The sequence below is a fragment of the Promicromonospora vindobonensis genome (assembly GCF_042685865.1).
GTDB lineage: Bacteria > Actinomycetota > Actinomycetes > Actinomycetales > Cellulomonadaceae > Promicromonospora > Promicromonospora vindobonensis.
Map to the genome: position 1 here is coordinate 3,657,887 of NZ_JBHUOG010000002.1, position 19,432 is coordinate 3,677,318.

At 71.8% G+C, this 19,432-nt stretch carries 15 protein-coding genes; 8 read left to right on the top strand and 7 right to left on the bottom strand.

Annotated features, from left to right (window positions below; all coding sequences use genetic code 11):
* Positions 1-50 precede the first annotated feature (50 nt).
* Positions 51-440 (bottom strand): VOC family protein, encoded by a 390-nt coding sequence (locus ACFS27_RS29455; RefSeq protein ID WP_377190983.1) that lies wholly within the window; start codon positions 438-440, stop codon positions 51-53.
* A gap of 90 nt (positions 441-530) precedes the next feature.
* Here ACFS27_RS29455 and ACFS27_RS29460 point away from each other — a divergent pair, with 90 nt between their 5' ends.
* The 8 genes from ACFS27_RS29460 (at position 531) to ACFS27_RS29495 (ending at position 16,208) form a co-directional block, all read left to right on the top strand.
* Complete coding sequence (locus ACFS27_RS29460) at positions 531-1,838, top strand: molybdopterin molybdotransferase MoeA (protein WP_377190985.1); 1,308 nt, start codon at positions 531-533, stop codon at positions 1,836-1,838.
* A complete protein-coding gene (gene mobA / locus ACFS27_RS29465) occupies positions 1,835-2,476 on the top strand; it encodes a molybdenum cofactor guanylyltransferase (RefSeq protein ID WP_377190987.1) in 642 nt (213 codons plus the stop codon). The genes ACFS27_RS29460 and mobA overlap by 4 nt, the downstream gene beginning before the upstream one ends.
* Positions 2,473-2,733, top strand: a complete 261-nt coding sequence (locus tag ACFS27_RS29470) for a DUF6457 domain-containing protein (protein ID WP_377190989.1) — start codon at positions 2,473-2,475, stop codon at positions 2,731-2,733. The genes mobA and ACFS27_RS29470 overlap by 4 nt, the downstream gene beginning before the upstream one ends.
* 72 nt (positions 2,734-2,805) lie before the next feature.
* Positions 2,806-3,354 carry a methylated-DNA--[protein]-cysteine S-methyltransferase gene (locus tag ACFS27_RS29475; protein ID WP_377190991.1) on the top strand — a complete coding sequence of 183 codons (549 nt, stop codon included), beginning with the start codon at positions 2,806-2,808 and terminating at the stop codon, positions 3,352-3,354.
* A 51-nt stretch (positions 3,355-3,405) separates the two neighbouring features.
* Complete coding sequence (locus tag ACFS27_RS29480; RefSeq protein WP_377190993.1) at positions 3,406-4,968, top strand: UDP-N-acetylglucosamine 1-carboxyvinyltransferase; 1,563 nt, start codon at positions 3,406-3,408, stop codon at positions 4,966-4,968.
* Between the two features lie 78 nt (positions 4,969-5,046).
* A complete protein-coding gene (locus tag ACFS27_RS29485) occupies positions 5,047-7,665 on the top strand; it encodes a DEAD/DEAH box helicase (RefSeq protein ID WP_377190995.1) in 2,619 nt (872 codons plus the stop codon).
* Between the two features lie 229 nt (positions 7,666-7,894).
* On the top strand, positions 7,895-14,086 hold the full coding sequence (locus ACFS27_RS29490) for an MSCRAMM family protein (RefSeq protein WP_377190997.1): 6,192 nt from the start codon (positions 7,895-7,897) through the stop codon (positions 14,084-14,086).
* Between the two features lie 148 nt (positions 14,087-14,234).
* On the top strand, positions 14,235-16,208 hold the full coding sequence (locus ACFS27_RS29495) for a CocE/NonD family hydrolase (RefSeq protein WP_377190999.1): 1,974 nt from the start codon (positions 14,235-14,237) through the stop codon (positions 16,206-16,208).
* A gap of 76 nt (positions 16,209-16,284) precedes the next feature.
* On the opposite strand, the gene ACFS27_RS29500 is transcribed toward ACFS27_RS29495, so the two are convergent.
* The 6 genes from ACFS27_RS29500 to ACFS27_RS29525 are packed head-to-tail and all read right to left on the bottom strand — an operon-like array spanning position 16,285 to position 19,420.
* A complete protein-coding gene (locus ACFS27_RS29500; RefSeq protein ID WP_377191001.1) occupies positions 16,285-16,518 on the bottom strand; it encodes a helix-turn-helix transcriptional regulator in 234 nt (77 codons plus the stop codon).
* A 3-nt stretch (positions 16,519-16,521) separates the two neighbouring features.
* Positions 16,522-17,388, bottom strand: a complete 867-nt coding sequence (locus tag ACFS27_RS29505; protein ID WP_377191003.1) for an ABC transporter permease — start codon at positions 17,386-17,388, stop codon at positions 16,522-16,524.
* Positions 17,385-18,359: an ABC transporter ATP-binding protein gene (locus ACFS27_RS29510; RefSeq protein ID WP_377191005.1), complete on the bottom strand. Its 975-nt coding sequence runs from the start codon at positions 18,357-18,359 to the stop codon at positions 17,385-17,387. Before ACFS27_RS29510 ends, ACFS27_RS29505 begins: the two co-directional genes overlap by 4 nt.
* 54 nt (positions 18,360-18,413) lie before the next feature.
* Positions 18,414-18,857 (bottom strand): Rv3654c family TadE-like protein, encoded by a 444-nt coding sequence (locus ACFS27_RS29515; protein WP_377191007.1) that lies wholly within the window; start codon positions 18,855-18,857, stop codon positions 18,414-18,416.
* Positions 18,854-19,198 (bottom strand): TadE family type IV pilus minor pilin, encoded by a 345-nt coding sequence (locus ACFS27_RS29520; RefSeq protein WP_377191009.1) that lies wholly within the window; start codon positions 19,196-19,198, stop codon positions 18,854-18,856. The genes ACFS27_RS29515 and ACFS27_RS29520 overlap by 4 nt, the downstream gene beginning before the upstream one ends.
* Before the next feature lie 3 nt (positions 19,199-19,201).
* Entirely contained in the window at positions 19,202-19,420 is a 219-nt protein-coding gene (locus tag ACFS27_RS29525; RefSeq protein WP_377191011.1) for a DUF4244 domain-containing protein, read from the bottom strand.
* Between the last annotated feature and the right edge of the window lie 12 nt (positions 19,421-19,432).

A 19,432-nucleotide genomic window follows, 5' to 3' on the forward strand; every position in this document is an offset into this window, starting at 1 on the left:
ATCCACCACGCCTGGCAGTTTCGACACTGGTGACGAAGCTGCCTTGAGCCTCACCCGACCGGTGCCAGGACCTCCACGCGGTTGCCCGCCCCGTCGAAAGCGTGGAAGCGCTCGTAGCCGTCGAACGTGTGGCGGTCCTTCCAGGTGACCTCGAACCCGAGGCGCGCCAGGCGGGCGCCGACGGACTCGAGGTGCGCGACGTCGTCGGCCACGAGGGCCGGGTGCGCCTTGCGGGCGGGCGCGAACGGCTCCTCGACGCCGACGTGGATCTCGGCGATCGTGCGGCCCTCCTCGTCGAAGTCCCGGAACCAGCAGCCGCCGCGACCGGCGAGCGCCTCCGGCTTGGGGACCTCGGTCAGGCCGAGGCCGTCCCCGTAGAAGCTGCGGGCGGAGTCCTCCCCGTCGCGCGGGCAGGCAACCTGGATGTGGTGAAGGCGCATGCGCGAGATTATCGCTGCTCACCGTGCGCGACGGCAGGCTGTGCGGGCCCGGAAACGACTGCCGCCGCCGACTGTCCTATGGTCGGACCCATGGAGCCGCAGGCGCGCAGCGTGACCGAGCATGTCGAGCGCGTGCTCGCCCTGGTCACACCACTGCGATCCGAGGAACAGGAACTCGAGGACGCGCTGGGTGCGGTACTCGCCGAAGACCTGTACGCCACGGCCTCCGTCCCGCCCTTCGACGGTGCGGCGATGGACGGGTACGCCGTGCGCCTGGCGGACCTGCCGCCCGACGGCAGCCCGGTGACCCTCCAGGTGACGGGCGACGTCGCGGCGGGCGAGAGCGGCCCGGCCACGGTCGGCCCTGGACAGGCCCTGCGGATCATGACCGGTGCCCCGCTCCCGTCCGGCGCGGACGCGGTGGTCCCCGTCGAGCACACCTCGACCGGCCGGTTCGTCGCGGGCGCGCCCCGCACGGAGCCGTCGGTGACACTCGCCCGACAGCCCAGGGCACACGTCAGGGGCGCGGGTGAGGACGTCCGTCAGGGGGAGCGTCTCGCGCGCGCCGGGACAGAGGTGACGGCCGCGCTCGTGGGCGCCCTTGCGGCGTCGGGCACGGTGCGTGTCCCGGTCCGACGCCGGCCACTGGTCGCCGTCCTGTCGACCGGGTCCGAGCTGGTGCCGGCGGGCGAACCGCTCGGGCCAGGGCAGATCACCGACTCCAACGGGCCGATGCTCGCGGCGGCAGCCCGAGCGGCCGGCGCCGACGTCGTCCGGCTGGGACCGGTGCCCGACGACCCGGCGGCCCTCCGTGGCGCGCTCGACGAAGCGGTGCGCTCGACCGGGGCAGGGCGCCCGGGAGCCGACCTGATCGTGACCGCCGGCGGCGTCTCGGCGGGCGCGGCGGACGTGGTGCGAGAGGTCCTTGCGGCGTCGGCTCCCGGCGCGGACGGCGGCTCCTCCACTACCGACGTCGACGTCGCCACCGTCGCGATGTCCCCCGGCAAGCCCCAGGGCCTGGCACGCTGGCGCGGTGTGCCGTGGCTGGCACTGCCGGGCAACCCGGTGGGGGCGTACGCGTCGTTCGAGCTGTTCGCCCGCCCGGCGATCGACCGGCTCCGAGACAAGCAGGGCCCGGTACGACACCACCCGACGTTCGCCGCCGCGGCCGGCTGGTCCGGCTCTCCCGGACGGTTGCGTGTCGTCCCGGTCCGGCTGGTCCCGCTCGCCGACGACGGCGCGACCGACAGCACCGCACCGAGCGCCGTCGGCGTCGTGCCCGCCGGTTCCAACCACGCCCTGTCCGCGCTCGCCGCCGCCGACGGCCTTGCCCTCGTAGCGCCCGACGTGGAGAAGGTGCGCATCGGCGATCCCGTCCGGGTGCTGATGCTGCGATGACCGGACCGCTGCCCCTGGTCGAGTACGACGCCGTGGTACTGGCCGGTGGACGAGCCACCCGGCTCGGCGGTGCGTCCAAGGCACGCCTCGTCGTCGACGGCGCGCGACTCCTCGACCGGGCGCTCGCCGCGAGCGAGCGCGCCCGGACGGTTGTGGCGGTAGGCCCGCCCGAGCTCGCGGGGGTGCTGCCGGCGGCCTCTGCGGGCGGCGCCGGACCGCGGACCGTGCTCACGCAGGAGGATCCGCCGTTCGGCGGGCCGGTCGCGGGCCTGGCGGCAGGATTGCGCGCCCTGCCTGCCCCGAGTGCGTCCTGGACGCTGCTCCTGGCGGTGGACGTGCCACATGCCGCCGGGGCGATCGCGCTCCTGGAGCAGGCAGTTTCACGTGAACCCTCCGACGGCGCCTACCTGGTACGCGACGGGCGGCCCCAGTGGCTGGTCGGGCTGTACCGGCGCGCGGCGCTCGACGTCGCCCTCAGAGAGATCGAGGCGGACGGCGCCCCCATGAAGCGGCTGGTGAGCGGGCTGCACTGCACACAGGTGCCGGACCCGACAGGCTGGAGCGACGACATCGACACCCCCGCCGACGCGGCCAGGCTGGGCGCCGCGACCGGCGACGACCGAAAGGATCCGAGATGACAGACCTCGACGGCTGGGTGGAAGCCCTGGAGACAGAGCTCGGCCTCCCCCCTGGCACCATCGACGTCCCGGCGGTGCTCGACCTGGCCCGTGACGCCGCACACGCCGTCGCCCGGCCCGCCGCACCGGTCACCACCTACGCGGTGGGCTTCGCGGCAGGGCTGGCGGCGGCCGGCGACCTCGCGGCGTCGGCGAGCAGCGGGCCCGACGCTGCGGAGAAGGCGAGCAGCCTCGCGGCCCGCTGGGCCACCGGCTGACCGGACGGTCGTCGGTCTCGGGAGCGACGACCATCCTGATCCCTGTCAGTGGTGCGGCCTATGGTGTGGCGCATGGATCGCAACACGTTCGAGTTCGCGGTGATCCCGACGGCGATCGGTGAGTGCGCGCTCGTCTGGAACGAGAACGCGGAGATCGTCGGCTCGGCACTGCCCCACGGCGGCGCCGACCAGGTCCGGGGCGCCGTGCGCGGCTGGTACCCGGGCTCCGTCGAGGCCCCGCCGACGCCTGTCGCCGCCGCGGTCGCGGCGCTGACCCGCTTGCTCGACGACGGCGTCGGGGACCTCGCCGAGATCCATCTGGACATGAGTGCCGTCCCGGACTTCGACCGCCGCGTGTACGAGGTGGTACGCGCCATCCCGCCGGGCGAGACCCGCACGTACGGCGAGGTGGCCACCGAGCTGGGTGCACCCAGAGCAGCCCAGGCGGTCGGGCAGGCGATGGGCCGCAATCCGTTCCCGCCGATCGTGCCGTGCCACCGCGTGCTGGCGGCAGGCCGGCGGGTCGGCGGCTTCTCGGCCCGCGGCGGCCCGCGCACCAAGCTACGCATGCTGGCGACGGAGGGTGTCTACTTGGAGCAGCCAACGCTCTTCGACCTGTGACGTCCGCAACGATCGATGGCCGTATCTCATATGTGAGTTACAGTCGTCCTCGTGACTATCGCCAGCCCCGACCGCCCACTCACCGGATCGATTCCCGTGGTGGATGCCGCACAGGTAGGTTCCCTGGTCCGCGGTGCCCGCCAGCACCGGGGCCTCACCCAGGCGCAGCTCGCCGAAAGGCTGAACACGAGCCAGAGCGCCGTGCACCGGATCGAGCAGGGTGCGCAGAATCTCAGCCTTGAGATGATCGGCCGGATCAGCGCCGCTCTCGACTCGGAGCTCATCACCGCCGGCGCCGCCAAGCGGACCCACCTTCGCATCGAGGGCGGACACCAGCTCTCGGGAACCATCGAGGTGAACTCGTCCAAGAACGGCGCGGTGGCACTCCTGTGTGCGTCGCTCCTCAACCACGGTCGCACGGTGCTGCGCAACGTCGCCCGGATCGTCGAGGTCGACCGGATCCTCGACGTGCTGCGCTCCATCGGAGTACGCGCCACCTGGGCGCCGAACGGACGCGATCTCGAGATCGTCCGCCCCGAGAAGCTCGACCTGGCGGCCATCGACGTCGACGCAGCGGTGCGCACCCGTTCGATCATCATGTTCTTCGGCCCGCTGCTCGGGCTCGAGCCCTACTTCGAGCTGCCCTACGCCGGTGGCTGCGACCTCGGCACGCGCACCGTCGAGCCGCACATGATCGCGCTGCGCCCGTTCGGGCTCGACGTCGTCGCGACCTCCGGGCACTACCAGGCGACGGCCACGCCCGGCAGCGGTGACCTCTCGATAGTCCTCACCGAACGCGGCGACACCGTCACCGAGAACGCGCTGATGGCTGCCGCCGGCCGCGACGCCGTGACCACCATCCGCAACGCGAGCCCGAACTACATGGTCCAGGACCTGTGCTTCTACCTGGAGCTGCTCGGCGTGCGGATCGAGGGCATCGGCACCACCACCCTGCGCGTGCACGGGCGCACCCGGTTCGAGACGGACGTCGAGTACACGGTCTCCGAGGACCCGGTCGAGGCGATGAGCCTGCTGACCGCCGGGATCGTGACCGGGTCGGAGATCACCGTGTCGCGGGTGCCGATCGAGTTCATGGAGATCGAGCTCGCCACCCTCGCCGAGATGGGCCAGCAGTACACCCTGAGCCCGGAGTACGTCGCGTACAACGGCCGCACCCGCCTGGTCGACGTCACGGTGCACCCGAGCGATCTACGCGCCCCGATCGACAAGATCCACTCCATGCCGTTTCCCGGCCTGAACATCGACAACCTGCCGTTCTTCGCCGTCATCGCGGCGCGGGCCACCGGCAGCACGCTCATCCACGACTGGGTCTACGAGAACCGCGCCATCCATCTCACCGACCTCACCCGCCTGGGCGCGGACGTTCAGCTCATGGACGCCCACCGGCTCCAGGTCACCGGCCCGACGCGCTGGCGCGGCGCCGAGGTGAGCTGCCCCCCGGCCCTGCGGCCGGCCGTCGTCATCCTCCTCGGGATGCTCGCCTCGACGGGGACGTCGGTGCTGCGCGACGTCGACATCATCGCGCGCGGCTACGAGCAGCTGGCCGAGCGCCTCATCGAGCTCGGCGCACGGATCGAGACCTTCCGCGACTGACCGCGGAGGGCTCCGCTGGACCGGAGCGGCCCGTGCGGTCGCTCCGGTCCAGCGGTTCCGGGTGCGAGACTGTCCAGCGTGCCCGACGTCCCCACCCACCCGCTTCTCGACGTGCTCCTCGCCGGCGGCGCACGCGCCGAGCGGCTGACGGCCTCCCGCACGTTTCCGGAGCGCACGGCGGAGCACGCGGACTGGCCGCGCTGGGCAGACGCGACGGTGGTGCAGGGATACCGGCGGCTCGGCGTCGACCGGCCGTGGACGCACCAGGCCGTCGCCGCCGACCTCGTCCACCAGGGCCGGCACACCGCGCTCGCGACGTCGACGGGATCAGGCAAGTCGCTGGCGTTCTGGCTGCCGGCCCTGTCCGCCGTCCGGACCGCCGCGGCGGCCGCCACGCTGGACCCCGGCAACATCGAGTCGGCGCACGTCCGTCCCACGACGATCTACCTCAGCCCCACCAAGGCGCTGGCCGCCGACCAGCTGAGCGCGCTCGAACGCGTCCTCGACGCTGCGGGCACCCGGGACGTCCGGGTCGCGACGTGCGACGGTGACACCTCGCGCGAGGAGCGCTCCTGGGTGCAGGACCATGCCGACGTCGTCCTCACCAATCCGGACTTCCTGCACTACTCCCTGCTGCCGAACCATCGCCGCTGGACGCGTCTGCTGAAAGGGCTCCGTTACGTCGTCGTCGACGAGGGGCACGCCTACCGCGGGGTCTTCGGAGCCCACGTCTCCCTGGTGCTGCGGCGGCTCGCGCGCCTCGCGGCGCGATACGGGGTGGGGTCGCCCACGTTCGTCGTCGCCTCGGCGACGACGGCGGAGCCCGCGGTCAGCGCGGCCCGCCTCATCGGCGTGGCGCCCGACGACGTCACCGCGGTCACCGAGGACGCCTCGCCTTCCGGACGCCGCACCGTGGTGCTGTGGCAGCCCCCGGAGATCACGGGCTGGCGCCCGCCGGCCGACGCCGACCTCAGCGCCGAGGTCGGCAGCCTGCACCGAGATCGGTCCAGCGATGAGCCGATCTCGATGCGACGTGCCGACCTCACCGAGCCGGACCCCTGGGCCCTGCCCGCGGCAGAGCCCGACCCCGAGGCCGCGCCGGTCGCCACCGAGGCCCCGCCGGAGCATCCCCGCCGGTCCGCCACCGCGGAGGTCGCAGACCTGCTCGCCGACCTGTCCGCGGCCGGAGCCCGCAGCCTCGCGTTCACCCGGTCGCGCCGCGGCGCGGAGTCGGTGGCGCAGCAGGCTCGCGACCACCTGCGGCACGCGGCCCCCGACGCCGCCCGCCGGATCGCCGCCTACCGTGGCGGCTACCTGCCGGAGGAGCGTCGCGAGCTGGAGCAGGCGCTCCGTAGCGGTGACCTGCTCGGCCTGGCGACGACCAACGCGCTCGAGCTCGGCGTGGACATCTCCGGCCTGGACGCGGTGCTCATCGCAGGCTGGCCGGGCACCCGCATGTCCCTGTGGCAGCAGGCGGGCCGGGCCGGCCGGGCGGGCGCCGACGGCCTGGTCGCCTTCGTCGCGCGCGAGGACCCGCTGGACACCTACCTCGTGACCCATCCCGAGGCGGTGTTCGACGCCCCGCTCGAAGCGACGGTGTTCGATCCAGCGAACCCGCACGTGCTCGCACCCCACCTGTGCGCGGCGGCGCAGGAGGCGCCACTGCGCGCGGAGGACCTCTCGGCCTTCGGCGAACCCGCCCACGTACGCGGGATCCTGGAGGTGCTGGTCGCACGGGGAGCGCTCCGGCGTCGGACGTCCGGGTGGTACTGGACCCACCACCAGGCCGCGACCGGGCTCACCGACCTGCGCGGAGCCGGCGGGTCGCCCGTGCGCGTGGTCGAGCAGGGCACCGGGCGCATGCTGGGCACCGTCGACGCGGCGTCGGCGGACGGCCAGGTCCATGACGGCGCCGTCTACGTGCACCAGGGCACCACCTACGTGGTGGCGCACCTCGACCTGGCCGACCACACCGCCGTCGTGCAGCGACGGCGGCTCGACTACGGCACCTGGTCGCGCTCGGTCATGTCGGTGGCCATCGAGGGCTGGGGCGAGGACGTCGAGGATGCCGACGCCGGCGCGCAGGGCGGGGACGGCCCCGGCCACGACCTGGTCACCCGGGAGTGGGGGCCCGTCACGTGGGGCCTCGGCCCCGTCGAGGTGACGTCGCAGGTCGTGAGCTTTCAGCGCCGCCGGGTACCCGACATGCAGGTGCTGGGGACCGAACAGCTGGAGCTGCCCGAGCACACCCTCGGCACCGTCGCGGTGTGGTGGTCGGTACCGGAGTTCGTGCTGCGGGCCGCCGACATCTCCCCCGAGGAGGCGCCGGGTGCGCTGCACGCCGCCGAGCACGCGTCGATCGGTCTGCTGCCGCTGCTCGCGACGTGCGATCGCTGGGACCTCGGCGGGGTGTCGACCGAGCTGCACCCGGACACCGGCGAGGCCACCGTGTTCGTCTACGACGCCTATCCGGGTGGTGCGGGCTTCGCGGAGCGTGCCTACGACCTGGGCGCCACGTGGCTCCGGGCCACCCGCGACGCGATAGCGGCGTGCCCCTGCGCCGACGGGTGCCCCGCGTGCGTGCAGTCGCCGAAGTGCGGTTCGTACAACGCGCCGCTCGACAAGGCCGCGGCGGTGCGGCTCCTGGACGCGGTGCTGTCGCACGACCCGGCGTATCTCGGCGTGGCTCCCGGCTGAGACCGGAAGAAGACGCACGCAGCATTTCCATTCCCGCAGGAACATGCATTCAACTGCGTTTGCGCCATTCGTCGCTGGCGGGCCCAATGGAGAGGCGGCTGTGAAATTTCACGGCTGTCGTCTCACTTCGGGCCACGAGGAGCCAGCTGTGCCGAAGCCGTCACGTCGATCCGGAACCACCCCGACCGGAGGCTGGTCACTTTCCCGCGTTGCGCGGTCGTTGCTCGCGATGTCCCTGGTCCTCGGGCTGAGCGGGGTGGTGGCTCCCCCCGCTCAGGCGAATGCCACCGGCAACGTGGTGATCGGCGACTTCGAGATCGACGGCAACTTCTACGAGGGTTTCGACAACAGCACGACGTCGACTGCCCCGGTCGACCCGCCAGGGGACGACTGGGGAACGCCGGCTGTCGAGGGTGCGGCCGCGCACGTGGTCGACGGCATCGGCAGCGGAGACACGACGGTCCTCGGCAGCGGCCACGAGGACCGGCCGCTCTCCGAGTGGAGCAACGCGGCGCAGGGCAACGCCCCCGGCGCCTCGGACATCCAGAACGTCTGGGCGTACGACCGCGTGGTGGACGGGGACCTCTACGCCTTCTTCGCCTGGAACCGGGTCGCGACGCAAGGGCAGGTCACCTGGTACCTGGAGCTCAACCAGCGGCAGAACACGGTCAACGGCAACAACGTCTCGGTACCGAACCGGTCGGAGGGTGACCTCCGGGTCACCCTCCGACGCTCCGGTTCCGAGCTGTCGGTCCTCGCGGTCGACCGCTGGGTCGGACCAGCGGACACCGGCTGGGAGAGCGCACCCGCGACCGACATCGAGGGCCGCGTGAACGACTCGGCCATCACCCTGCCCGACGGGGAGCGCGCGGCACAGCTCTTCCTCGAGTTCGGCATGAACATCAGCGCGCTCTTCGGCGAGGAATCGTGCGGGTTCGGCGACTTCATCGCCATGAACGTGCGGTCGACGGCGGGCGGGGCGACCGCTGAGCTCAAGGACTACCTCAACCAGCCCGTCGCCATCGAGTCGACCTGCGCCGCGCTGACGATCGAGAAGAACGACGAGCAGGGCAGGCCTGTCGGCGGCTCGACCTTCACCGTGTCCCCCAATCCCCTTCCGGGCGGGACCGGCGACGGCCTGGAGATCGCCGACAACGACGAGAACGACGCCGATCCGGCCGACGGCGTGATCCGGGTCCCCACCGTCGAGCCGGGCGTCGAGTACACGGTCACCGAGTCGGGCCCGCCGCCCGGCTATCTCGGCGCCGACGCGCAGACCGTCACACCCAGCGAGTCGGCGGACGAGACCGTCACCTTCGTGAACTCGCTGGGCTCCATCTCCTGGCAGAAGCGCGACGCCGCCACGGGCGAGCTGATCTGCTGCGCCACGTTCCGGGTCCAGGGCACTGCCGGTGCCGCCGCCCAGGACCCGTGGAACGTCGACTTCGAGATCACCGACAACGACGGTTCGCCGGGTGCGAACCCTGAGGACGGTCTGCTCACCGCCGCCAACCTGCCCACGGGCACGTACACCGTCACGGAGATCGTCCCGCCGGCCGGATACGAGCTGCCGCCCGGGGAAGAGGCGTCGGTGAGCGGGATCGAGATCACTGCGGCGAACCCGGACGCGACGATCACCGCACCGTTCGAGGACCCGCAGGTCCTGACCGACCTCACCCTGCGCAAGACCGATGCCGAGAGCGGCGACCTCCTAGACGGCGCCGTCTTCCAGCTCTACCGCGACGACGGCGACGGCGTGGGTGACGAGCCCGACGAGGGAGACGAGCCGGTCGGTGAACCCTGCACCACCGGGCGCGACGGCACCGGCCTGTGCACCGTCACCGACCTGCCGTTCGGCGCGTACTACTGGTACGAGGTGTCACCACCTCCTGGCCACGTCGCGCCGGACGACCGGACGAGCCCGCTGATCCCGGTCACTGCGGCGAACGCGGGCACCGAGCAGACGTTCACGTACGCCAACGGACGGTCGCCGGGAACCATGCAGGTGGAGAAGCTCGATGCGGTCGGCGGGGAGCCGCTGGGTGGCGCCGTCTTCGAGCTGTTCCTCGACGACGGCGACGGCGTGCCCTCCGACGGTGACACGCTCGTCGGCGGGTGCGTCACCCTCGCTCAGACCACCCGGCTGGGCCCCGGTGCCTGCCAGGTCGAGGGCCTCGACTACGGGACCTACATCTGGGTCGAGGTCCGGGCCCCACGGGGCTTCACGCTCCCGGACCCGCCGTACAGCGCACCGGTGACGATCACCGCCGAGAACGTGGACGAGGTTCAGGTCTCCACCTTCGAGGACCCGCGCGAGCTGTCCGAGCTGACGGTGCAGAAGCTCGAGGCCGGCGACGGTGCACCCCTGGCGGGTGCCACGTTCGACCTGGTCGAGGACACCAACGCGAACGGCGCGTACGACCAAGGGGCTGACGAGGTGGTCGGCTCGTGCGAGACCGCCGGTGCAGACGGCACCTGCTCGGTCGGCAGCCTGGACTTCGGCACGTACTTCTGGGTCGAGACGGCCCCGCCGACCGGGTACGGTCCGGCGAACCCACAGGTCTCCGGTGCCATCACGATCAACGCCCAGATCGCTGGCACGGACCTCCCCGTGGCGACGTTCGAGAACCCGCGCCTGCGCTCGGAGCTCGTGGTGGGCAAGGTCGACGGGAGCACCCAACAGCCGCTGGAGAACGGGCACTTCGCCCTGTTCCTGGACGACGACGGTGACGGTGAGGACGGCGTGACGGACGGCGCGCCCGACGTGGACGACACCCTGATCGGCACGTGCAGCACAGGCCTCCCCGCAGGGACCTGCTCGGTCGGCGACCTCGACTTCGGCACCTACTACTGGTTCGAGACCGCCGCACCCGCCGGATACCAGCTGCCCCAGGACCGCACCAGCCCCATGATCACCGTCGACGCCACCAACGCGGGCGGCCAGATCGAGCCGACGACGTTCGCCGACCCGCAGGTCGCCTCGACGCTGGCGGTCCAGAAGGTCGACGAGTCCGACCAGGAGACGACTCTGGCCGGGGCCGAGTTCGCGCTGTACCTCGACGACGACGGTGACGGTGCGGACGGCGTGACCGGCGGAGCGCCCGACCCCGACGACACGCAGGTCGAGACCTGCACCACCGCAGGCGCTGACGGCACGTGCTCGATCGACGACCTGGGCTTCGGCACCTACTACTGGTTCGAGGTCACCGCCCCGCCCGGCTACGGCCTGCCGACCGACCGGACGAGCGCGATGATCGTCGTCGACGCCTCCGACGCAGGCGGCACGTTCCCCGTCACGACGTTCGCCGACCCGCGCCTGCTCACCGACCTGTCGGTGCTCAAGGTCGACGCGGAGGGGGGTGCGCCGCTCGACGGCGCGGTGTTCCAGCTCTACCAGGACGACGGCGACGGCGTCGCCGACGGTCCCGCCGGTGCCGACCAGCCGGTGGGCGACGCGTGCACCACCGGGGACGACGGCGACGGCCTGTGCACCGCCGGCGACCTCGATTTCGGGGAGTACTACTGGTACGAGGTCGACGTGCCGCCCGGTTACGAGATACCGGACGACCGGACCAGCGAGATCGTCACCATCGGCCCCGCCAACGCCGGCGAGGCGCTGACCGTCCAGTTCTCCAACCCGCGAACCCTGTCGCGGCTCGACGTGCAGAAGCTGGACGCGTCGGACCAGGCGCCGCTGGCCGGCGGCGAGTTCGCCCTCTACCTCGACACGGACGGCGACGGCGCGGGTGGCGTCACGGACGACGGGCCCGACCCGGACGACACGCGGATCGCCACGTGCACCACCGAAGGCACGGACGGCACCTGCGGGTTGGCCGGGCTGGACTTCGGCACCTACTACTGGTTCGAGGTCGCCGCACCTGCCGGATACGACCTGCCCGACGACCGTACGAGCGCGATGGTCACCATCGACGCCTCCACCGCCGGTACCGAGCTGCCGGTGACCGCGTTCGCGGACCCGCGCCTCCTCTCGGCGCTCACGGTGCAGAAGCTCGACGCGGAGACCACGGACCCTCTGCCGGGTGGGGTGTTCCGCCTGTATCGCGACACCGACGGCGACGGGGTCGGCGCGGGACCGGACCCTGACGACGAGCTCATCGACGAGTGCACCACCACAGGTGATGCCGGCAGCTGTTCGATCGGCGCGCTGGACTTCGGTGACTACTACTGGTTCGAGGCGGCCGCGCCGCCGGGCTACGAGCTGCCTGCGGACCGGACCGGTGGCGTGATCACCGTCGACGCGACGAACGCAGGTACCGAGATCGAACCGTTCGTGTTCGAGGACCCGCAGGTCCGCTCGATGCTCGTGGTCGAGAAGCTGGACGCCGCGACCGGTGCCGCTCTCCCAGGCGGCGCGTTCGATCTGGTGCGCGACGACGGTGACGGCACCTACGAGGAGGGCGTCGACCCGGTCGCTGGATCGTGCGAGACGGCGGGCGACGATGGCACCTGCTCGATAGGCGACCTCACGTTCGGGACGTACTGGTGGGTCGAGACCGCCGCACCGCCGGGCTACGAGCTGCCCGACGCTCCCGTCAGCGACGCGATAGTCGTCGACGCCGACAACGCGGGCGGCGAGCTCGCGGTCACCACCTTCAGGGACCCGCAGCTGCTGACGGCGCTCTCCGTGCGCAAGCTCGACGGCGAGGGTGGAGAGCCGCTCGCGGGCGCCGTCTTCCTGCTCTACCTGGACGACGGCGACAGCGTCGCCGACGGACCCGAAGGCTCCGACGAACCGGTCGGCGAACCGTGCACCACCGGCGAGGACGGTGTGTGCACGGCGACCGGGCTGCGCTTCGGCGACTACTACTGGTACGAGGTCGCCGCACCGCCGGGCTACGAGGTGCCGGCGAGCCGGACCAGCGTGATCGTGACGATCGACGCCGAGAATGCCGGCGACGACCTGACGGTCGACTTCTCCAACCCTCGGGTCCTGACCGAGCTCACGGTGCAGAAGGTCGATTCCGAGGATGGGCAACCGCTGGCCGGCGCGGGGTTCGACCTGGTGCTCGACACCAATGACGACGGCGGGCACGACGAGGGCGACACCGTCGTCGGCTCGTGCGACACCGGGGACGACGGCACCTGCTCGGTCGCGGGCCTCGACTTCGGGACGTACTTCTGGGTGGAGGTGGAGCCACCGGCCGGCTACCCGATGCCGGACGACCCCGTCAGTGACGCGATAGTCGTCGACGGCGACAACGCGGGCGCCCCGAACACGTTCACCTTCAGCAACCCGCGGCTGTTCTCGGAGCTCAGCGTGGTGAAGCTCGACGCGCAGACCGACGAGTCGCTGGCAGGCGCCGAGTTCGACCTGGTGCTCGACAACGGTGACGGGACCTACGACCCGGGCGTCGACCAGTCCGTCGGCTCGTGCACCACGGGGGAGGACGGCACCTGCACCATCGGCGAGCGCGACTTCGGCACGTACTTCTGGGTCGAGACCGCAGCGCCGCAGGGCTACGAGCTGCCCGACGCTCGGGTCAGCGACCCCGTCGTCGTCGACGCGAGCAACGCGGGCACCACGATGCCGCCGTCCACCTTCCGAGACCCACAGGTGGCCTCGACGCTGACGGTCCTCAAGCTGGACGCCGAGAACGACGGGGTCCTGCCGGGCGGCGAGTTCGACCTGGTGCTGGACGACGGCGATGGTGCCCACGAGCCGGGCACCGACGAGGTGGTCGACTCGTGCACCACCGGAGACGAGGGCACCTGCTCCGTCGACGGCCTGCTGTTCGGGACGTACTTCTGGGTCGAGACCGCCGCACCGGACGGCTACCTGCTGCCGGAGGATCCGGTCAGCGACCCGGTGGTGGTCGACGCAGGCAACGCGGGCACCGACTTCGCGCTCGTCACGTTCCGTGACCGGCGAGCCACGGGCCCGACGTGGACGGTCGCCAAGGACAGCGACCCGGCGTCCGGCACGTCGGTCCAGCCTGGTGATCTCATCACCTACCGGATCACCGCGAGCGAGCTTGCGAACGGTCCCATCACCGACGCGGTGGTGCCGGACGACCTCTCGGAGGTGCTGCCGCACGCCGACGTCGTGCCAGGGAGCATCAGCACCACCGCGGGCACGGCGGTCCTCGAGGGCACGGTGCTCACGTGGACCATCCCGGGTCTGTCCGGGGACGAGGTGCTGACCTACCAGGTCCAGGTCGACGAGGACGCGGCAGGGGCGACGATCCGCAACCGGCTGACAGTCGCGGGTTCTGCGCCCTGTGCCCCGGACGGCTGCCCGTCGACCGTGCACGACGTCGCGTCGGACAGCTCGCCCCCGCTCGCGGTGACCGGCGGTATCGCCTGGCAGATCCTGCTCGCCGCCGCGTTCCTCGTCGCGACCGGCGCGCTGCTCTCCCGGTTCGCCCGGTCCGCCCGGGCTCGGGCGGGGACGAAGCCCTGAGGCCGGCCGTCCTGCCGCCGCGGCGAGGTCGACGACCTCGCCGCGGCGGCAGGACGCTTACGCCGATGTAACAAGGTGGCATTCCACCCGCGACGTCCGGCCGGTACGGTCCCTGTGACCAGGCCGTTCGTCGCGAAGGAGCACGCCGATGCGAGTCCACCACGTCCGGGCGAAGCAGGTCGCCGCAGTCGCCCTCGCCGCACTCACCGGACTGGGTCTGACGGCCGGGGCGCTCCCTGCCGGCGCAGCCCCTCCTGCCGCGGAGGCACGGCAGGCCACGGTCACCGAGCCGAACCCGATGGCCGATCCTGTCGAGACCCACCCGCTCACCGACGACGGCGTCACCGAAGCCGTCTACGACTACGCCGGGGCGATCCGCGAGTCGGTGACCGTGATCGCACCGGACCTCGACGGCGACGGCGATCTCGAGGAGATCCGGGCCGACATCATCCGGCCGGCCGAGCTCGACGGCGTCGCAGAGGTACCCGTCGTGATGGACGCAAGCCCGTACTACGCCTGCTGTGGCCGCGGCAACGAGAGCGAGCTCAAGCAGTACGACGAGTCCGGCGACCCCACGATGTTCCCGCTCTACTACGACAACTACTTCGTACCCCGCGGGTACGCGTACGTGGCGGTCGACATGGCCGGGACCGGGTGGTCCACGGGCTGCACGGACCACGGCGGGCGCTCCGACGTGCTGTCCGTCAAGGCAGTGGTGGACTGGCTGAACGGGAACGCGAGCGCCGTCGACCCGGACACCGGGGAACCGGTGGTCGCTGACTGGACCACCGGAAAGACGGGAATGCTCGGCAAGTCCTACGACGGGACGCTCGCCAACGGCGTCGCCGCGACCGGGGCGGAAGGGTTGGAGACGATAGTGCCGATCGGTGCGATCAGCTCCTGGTACGACTACGACCGAGCCCAGGGCCTGGCGTTCTCGGCGAACTACCCGCGCTACCTGATGAGCTACGTGGCCCGGAACCGCCACATCCCGACGGACTGCGCGGCGATCACGGAGGAGCTGAACGCAGCGGGCGACGACGCGTCCGGCGCGCACAACGCCTTCTGGGACGAGCGCGACTATCGCTCCGGCCCGGTCTTCGACGCGTCGCAGGTGACGGCCAGCGTGTTCATCGTGCACGGCGCGCAGGACACCAACGTGGACACGCCGAACTTCTCCCGCTGGTGGACGGCGCTCGGTGAGCAGGGGGTCGAGCGCAAGCTCTGGCTCACGCGGCTCGGCCACGTCGACCCGTTCGACTCGGATCGCGACGAGTGGGTGGACACGCTGCACCGCTGGTTCGACCACGAGCTGCTCGGCGTGGACAACGGGATCACCGACGAACCCGCCGTACGGGTCGAGGTGGCGCCGAACGAGGTCGTCACGTCGGACACGTGGCCGGTCACCGACCGCACCGCGCGACTGCGCCCCGGCGCCGACGGCAGCCTCGCGCTCGGCGCGCGCGGCCGGGCCACCGACGTCGGCTGGGTGAACGCTCCTGGCCAGAACTTCAACTCCGCCCTGACCGCGGACCCCAACCCGAACCGCCTGCTGTTCCGCACCGGGACGCTGACGTCGGACCTGCGCCTGTCGGGTGCGACGTCGGTGACCACCACGGTGACGCACGGCGCGCCGACCGGGCAGATCACCGTGGGTCTCGTCGACTACGGCGTGCTGGACCGGGTGCTCGGCGCGGGCGACGGGGCCATCACGCTCGCGACCGAGTCGTGCTACGGCGAGTCGGCCGGGATCGACGACGCCTGCTACCGCGACGTCATCCGGAACATCGGGTCCACCGAGCTCCAGGTCCTCGGGCGCGGGTGGGCCCGGCTCGACGGCGCGGGGACGCACACCCTGACGGTCGAGATGCAGACCAACGACGTGGTGGTTCCGGCGGGGCACCAGCTGGGGCTGGTGATCATGGGTACTGACCGGGGTGCCACCGTGACTGTTGACGGTGCCGCCACGCAGTACTCGATCGATCTCCGACGGACCAGCCTGAACCTGCCGGTGTCCGGGCCGATGGCGAGCTTCGCGCCGGGCCGCAGCCTGGTGCCTGCCGCGAACGAGGTGAGCCAGGAGTCGCTGCTCCCGAGGCAGTCGGTGGTCGTCCCCCGCTGACCCACCTTGGTTGTGGGCGTGATCATTGCGCCTATAACGGACACATGTGCGCAACGATCGCGCCCACAACCAAGGGCTATTCGCCTAGGCGCTTGAACGGGGTCGTCGAGAAGACGACCTCGACGGCGACGTCGAAGTACTCAGCGATCCGCAGCGCGAGGTACAGCGACGGGCTGTACTCGCCCCGCTCGAGGTACCCGACCGTCTGGTAGTGCACCCCGAGCGCCTCGGCCAGCTCGCGCCGCGAGACGCCGCGTTCGGCGCGCAGCATCGCGATGCGGTTGTGGACGACGTCGGACTGGTCTGCCACTGCTCACCACCCCTGGCTCATGTAACGCTCCCGGGCGGCCGCCACCGTGGAACCCGACTCTCGACGCGCCATCCTACGAAGAACGATCGGCGCGAGCACCAGACCCAGCACGGCCCAGACGCCGAGGACCGCGAACGTCTCGGCCGTACGCCAGGACTCGCCGATCTCCACCGACGCCATGGCGTCCGGCAGCATCGCGGACCGGGCGCCCAGCCCGAGCCAGTAGTAGGGGAACGCCTGCCCCACCCACTGCAGCCACTCAGGCAGCGCGGTGATCGGGTAGAAGATCCCCGACGGCGCGATGAGCAGCATCGAGCCGAGCAACAGCAGGCCGGTCTGCGAGGCTCGCTTGATCAGGGAGCCGAGCGCGACACTGATCGGCACGGTGGCGACCATCCCGACGAGGAAGAGCAGGACCAGCAGCACGGCGGTACGAGCGTCCAGGCGCAGGTCTCCCGCCACGGCGAAGGCAGGGATGACGAGGGCCACCAGGGTGACCGCCGTGGTCAGCGCGAACATCAGGATCTTGCCGACGAGGTAGCCGATCATCCCGTTGGGCGTCGCCTTGGCCCGCAGGAGCGTGCCGTCCTCCCGGTCGACGGCGATGGTGCTCGCTGGACCGATCAGCCCGCCAAAGGCGATCGACATGCCGACCAGGCTCGGCAGGATCATGGCACCGAGCGCGAAGTCCGTGCCGGGAACCGTGGTGCCCCGCACGAAGAGGAGGACCACCAGGTAGATGACGGGGAACGCCAGGGTCCAGACAACGTCGCCCGGCTCCTTCAGGGAGTACTTGGTCTCGAGCCAGCCGCGGGACAGCCCCGCGCGCACGGCCGCCCAGCGGGCGTCGGACTGCGTGGTCGTGGTCATGACTGCCCCTCGTCGGTCTGCTCGGTCGTGCTCGTCGGCACTGCCTCGTCGCGCGGCTCCGCCTGGTCCGTCTCGGCCCGGTGCACGAGTGACATGTAGGTGTCCTCGAGGCTGGCCCGCTTGACCTCGAGGTCCGTGACGCCGCTGTCGTGGGCGAGGAGCTCACGGACGAAGCCGGTGGGGTCGCCCTCCGTCACGGCATGGACGTGCCTGCGTCCCTCCGCCGTCCAGCGCACCTCTGCCTGGGTGGTCAGCTCCCGCGCGAGCTGTTCCGCGGAGCCGTTGGCGACGATCGTGCCCTCGTCGAGCACGAGGATCCGGTCGGCCAGCTTCTCCGCCTCGTCGAGGTCGTGCGTGGTGAGCAGGACCGTCGTGTTCTCGAAGTCGGCCAGGCGGTGCACCAGGTCGTGGAACTCCCGCCGGGCGTGCGGGTCGAAGCCCGCCGTCGGCTCGTCGAGGAACACGAGCTCGGGCCGCCCGACGATCCCGATCGCCACGTCCAGGCGCCTGCGCTGCCCGCCCGAGAGCGTCTGGACCTTCGCGCGAGCGTGGTCCGTGAGACCGACCACCTTGATCAGCTCGTCCACGTCCCACGGCCGCCTGACCTCTGCGGTCGAGTAGGGGCCGTAGAACCGCGCGAGGTAACCGAGCAGATCCCGCACCCGCCACCTGCCGTGGTCCCGCCACGACTGGAGCACCACGCCCAGCCGGGCACGCCAGGCCTCTCCGGCATGGGCCGGATCCTCTCCGAGCACCGACACCTCGCCGGCCGACCGCATACGGAAGCCCTCGAGGATCTCGATGGTGGTGGTCTTGCCGGCGCCGTTGGGACCGAGCAGAGCGAGCACCTCACCCCGCCCCGCCGTGAACGAGACCCCGGTGAGCACGTCCTTCGTCCCGTATCGCATCCGTAGGTCACGCACGTCGAGCACCACGTCGCCCGACGGCGGAGGCACCTCCGGTGCGCTCATCGCATCCTCCATACTTTTCATAGCAGAGATACTACGACTCGTACTGGAGATGTGTCACGCCCTTTCTCCGGTCGGCGTCGGCGACCCGCCGACCCGCGGCCCGGCCCGCGCGGACGCCCTGGCCTCCCCCAGCGCACCTCCTGGACCGCTCGCCTGCCGCGTCGCCACGACGCGGACGACCCCTCCACCAAGTACCTCGCACGACGCGATCTCGGCCCCGTTGCGCGTCACGGCGCCACCCGCCGTGCCGCACGGGTCGAATCCGTCCCGCAGGGCGGTGGCCCCGGCGAGGGCCCCGAGGTCGGCTGCGGCCTGGGCAGCACCGCGGGCGTTCTGGGCGGCGCCGAGGGCGGCGATCCCGACTGCGAGCAGCAGGACGGCTGCGACGATCCCGAGGACCAGGACCGTACCGGCGCCCCGCTCGGGACCGGGCTCGGGACTGGGCTCCTCGGGACCAGGCTCGGTGCAGCGCTCGGAAGCGGGCCGGCTGTCCCTCACGGCTCGACCCATGCCGCCGCCGTCCCCGTAGCCCGCAGCGGCCCGGACAGCCACCCACCCGCAACGGGCCGGGTGACGGTCACCCGGACCCACTCGCCGTCGTGCGCGAGCGCCAGCTCCGCCTCCGGGCCGGCGACCCTTGCCACGGCCGTGCTCACTGCTGCCTCCTGTTCGCCGATCGCGACCGCCCGAGCCCCCGCGCGGGCCGCGTCCATGGCACGCATCTGTGCCGTGGACGCGGCCGCGAGGGTGAGCACGGCGACGAGCACGAGGATCACGACGGGCAGCCCGATGGCCAGCTCTGCCGTGACCGTCCCCCGCTCCGACTCACGCTCCGCCATGAGTCAGCCGATCGAGAGCGCCGACTGGACCAGCGAGGTGAGCATCGCCTTCACGTCGCCGCCCTTCAGGATGGCCAGCAGCGCACCGGCGAACCCGGCGGCGGCGAGCGTCGCGATCGCGTACTCAGCGGTCGCCAGCCCTTTCTCCGACTCGCGCTCGTCGACCTCCGCCTGCGGGCGGTCCTCCGGTTCCGGGCAGGCCACCGCCGTCGTCATCGTCATGTCTCTCCTCCG

Excerpts from the sequence above, each read along its gene's own strand:
- ACFS27_RS29490 (WP_377190997.1), top strand. The coding sequence starts at position 7,895 with ATGTCCCTGGTCCTCGGGCTGAGCGGGGTGGTGGCTCCCCCCGCTCAG.
- ACFS27_RS29475 (WP_377190991.1), top strand. The coding sequence starts at position 2,806 with ATGGATCGCAACACGTTCGAGTTCGCGGTGATCCCGACGGCGATCGGT.
- ACFS27_RS29510 (WP_377191005.1), bottom strand. The coding sequence starts at position 18,359 with ATGAGCGCACCGGAGGTGCCTCCGCCGTCGGGCGACGTGGTGCTCGAC.
- ACFS27_RS29455 (WP_377190983.1), bottom strand. The coding sequence starts at position 440 with ATGCGCCTTCACCACATCCAGGTTGCCTGCCCGCGCGACGGGGAGGAC.
- ACFS27_RS29505 (WP_377191003.1), bottom strand. The coding sequence starts at position 17,388 with ATGACCACGACCACGCAGTCCGACGCCCGCTGGGCGGCCGTGCGCGCG.
- mobA (WP_377190987.1), top strand. The coding sequence starts at position 1,835 with ATGACCGGACCGCTGCCCCTGGTCGAGTACGACGCCGTGGTACTGGCC.
- ACFS27_RS29495 (WP_377190999.1), top strand. The coding sequence starts at position 14,235 with ATGCGAGTCCACCACGTCCGGGCGAAGCAGGTCGCCGCAGTCGCCCTC.
- ACFS27_RS29460 (WP_377190985.1), top strand. The coding sequence starts at position 531 with ATGGAGCCGCAGGCGCGCAGCGTGACCGAGCATGTCGAGCGCGTGCTC.
- ACFS27_RS29525 (WP_377191011.1), bottom strand. The coding sequence starts at position 19,420 with ATGACGATGACGACGGCGGTGGCCTGCCCGGAACCGGAGGACCGCCCG.
- ACFS27_RS29520 (WP_377191009.1), bottom strand. The coding sequence starts at position 19,198 with ATGGCGGAGCGTGAGTCGGAGCGGGGGACGGTCACGGCAGAGCTGGCC.
- ACFS27_RS29470 (WP_377190989.1), top strand. The coding sequence starts at position 2,473 with ATGACAGACCTCGACGGCTGGGTGGAAGCCCTGGAGACAGAGCTCGGC.